The following is a 1,635-nucleotide window of genomic DNA, read 5'->3' as shown; positions in this document are numbered from 1 at the left end:
ACCCCTACCCCCACCCCCGGGGTCACCCCCACCCCCCCTGTGAACCCCCGGTACCACACACGCGGGGCCCCCCCCCGCGGGGGGGCCCCCCCTGCGGCCCCCGGGACACGGTTCAGCAGGTGGCGGTCCGCCAGATCTGCACCAAGCAGAACTGGTCCTCCCCGCCCAGAGCGGCTTCATGACCACCAGGCGTGGCCAGCACATCGGAAGAGCCCTCCAGAGGAGAGGTGAAAGGCCCTCCGTCCGGGTTGAACACCCACTGCCACCGCATCCGGTACCTGCCCGACGACGGCAACACCAGCGGAAGAACCTCCAGCACCCCGGAGTCGAGGGTTTGCAGCTGAAGCTCCCCCTCGGGAAGGTCCACCTCGACCTCCTCCAGCCCCGCCCACTGACCGGGGGGCTGTGCTGGTGCACTGGTCCACGACTCAAGACGTATCACCGTCGTGCCCACCTCCGAGGGCACCTGCAGATACACCAGCCCTGGCCCTGGAAGCAGCCACTTCGATCTGTCCACACCGGCATCGAACGTTTCAGCCCCCATGGCCGTGTCGACCAGCCCGAACAGCCGATAGCTCGCCGACACCGTCGTATCGCATGAATCCAGCAACCTACCCATCAAGCACCTCGCAAGCCGGGGGAAGCACCGCTCAATTGCGGCGCCGCCACCGACTGTAAACGTAAGGAAAGAGCCAGGTTCAGCATCCGAGGAGTCAGCAACGAGCCGTCGTCACCAGAGAGAAGGGCCCGCTGGTGCTCCCGGGTCGCGCCAGCCGCCACTCGTACGTCCTGATCCTCGGTGAGCGGTGAGGGTAAGGAGCTCACCTACGGACACCCCAGACGCCTGGCGCCGCGCGGCGCTTTGTGAGCCGCTCGCGGAACGCGGAATCGCCGACGGCTTGACCCACTAGCCGACCCATCGTCACTCGCGGCACCTGGCCGCATACGGCCGGAAATATGGGCGCACAGTGTGCGGACGGTTCAGGTGCGCGGGTACCGTCTGCTCCCCAAACGGTCCCCACGGAATGTCTGTAACACGCGCCTCCAAGGGTCGCCCACAGGTCAAGTGGCCGACTCAACGAGAGCCTTGTCACCGCATGAGACCTGGCGGCCATTCACGTGAGTCGCGGACGGCTTCCTGCCATCGCCAGGAATCGCTGCTGCATCACTCTGCTTCATCGACCGGCTGCCAGGTCGCCGGTTCGCCCAGGCGGACGATCGCCGCAGAGGGGTCTGAGTCAGATATTCCGGTCTGGCTCTCAAGCCGCTTTTTGATGTCGTGCAGGCAGTGAGCCGCACGGTAGTAGGAGAGCTGGGATTCGGTAACTCTGGAGAACTGGGATTCGGTAATTCTACGGAGGACGTAGCCGCCACCCTTGCTGCACCAGTCGGAGTCGGTGCACGCCATGAGATCGGCGACGGTCAGGAGTCGTCTCCGGGCACTACCGCCGCGCTGCCGTGGGCGTGCCGGTACAGCGGCGAGTGGCCCTTGCCCTCGATCAGGGGGGTGGCGTTGGTGGTGTAGAGCTGGACTGCAGCCAGGGACCCAAGGGAGGTCAACCAGTCTCCTTCGCGGCGCTCGCGCGGAGAGCGTACGACCGTCAGCGAGCTGCAACGCGAAATGATCGGCTCGCG

2 protein-coding genes are annotated in these 1,635 nt (G+C 66.1%); both read right to left on the bottom strand.

Annotation, left to right across the window (positions count from 1 at the left end; all coding sequences use genetic code 11):
- Window positions 1-112: 112 nt before the first annotated feature.
- Window positions 113-586, bottom strand: coding sequence for a hypothetical protein (locus tag AB0917_RS34135; protein ID WP_366823582.1), 474 nt, complete (start codon window positions 584-586; stop codon window positions 113-115).
- 836 nt (window positions 587-1,422) lie between these two features.
- Window positions 1,423-1,560 carry a hypothetical protein gene (locus tag AB0917_RS34130; RefSeq protein WP_366823581.1) on the bottom strand — a complete coding sequence of 46 codons (138 nt, stop codon included), beginning with the start codon at window positions 1,558-1,560 and terminating at the stop codon, window positions 1,423-1,425.
- Between the last annotated feature and the right edge of the window lie 75 nt (window positions 1,561-1,635).

Origin of the sequence: Streptomyces sp. NPDC007346, from assembly GCF_040703535.1 — a bacterium.
Taxonomy (GTDB): Bacteria; Actinomycetota; Actinomycetes; order Streptomycetales; family Streptomycetaceae; genus Streptomyces.
Note: the sequence above shows the minus strand (reverse complement) of the source record. Positions and strands in the feature narration are given on the sequence as shown.